Origin of the sequence: Paenibacillus sp. 1-18 (genome assembly GCF_000520755.1) — a bacterium.
GTDB classification, from domain to species: Bacteria; Bacillota; Bacilli; order Paenibacillales; family Paenibacillaceae; genus Paenibacillus; species Paenibacillus brasilensis.
On the sequence record NZ_ASSB01000082.1, the window covers coordinates 1 to 308 of the forward strand.

The 308-nt window shown below is 57.5% G+C and carries 1 protein-coding gene; it reads left to right on the forward strand.

The window, feature by feature from the left end; translation table 11 throughout:
* Positions 1–308: hypothetical protein (locus tag L693_RS27715; RefSeq protein ID WP_231503540.1), on the forward strand; the 308-nt coding region annotated here is incomplete at both ends.

Here is a 308-nt window from a genome sequence, read left to right on the forward strand (position 1 = left end):
TCCAAGGAGTTCAAGGCGATCAAGGACCTCAGGGAGACCAAGGACCACAGGGAGTTCAAGGCCCACAAGGAGTTCAAGGAGACCAAGGACCGCAAGGAGTTCAAGGGGTTCAAGGCGACCAAGGACCGCAAGGAGTCCAAGGGGTTCAAGGACCTCAAGGTGACCAAGGCGTTCAGGGCGACCAAGGACCTCAGGGAGACCAAGGACCTCAAGGAGACCAAGGACCTCAAGGAGACCAAGGACCTCAGGGTGACCAAGGGCCACAAGGAGTCCAAGGAGTCCAAGGAGTTCAAGGCGATCAAGGACCT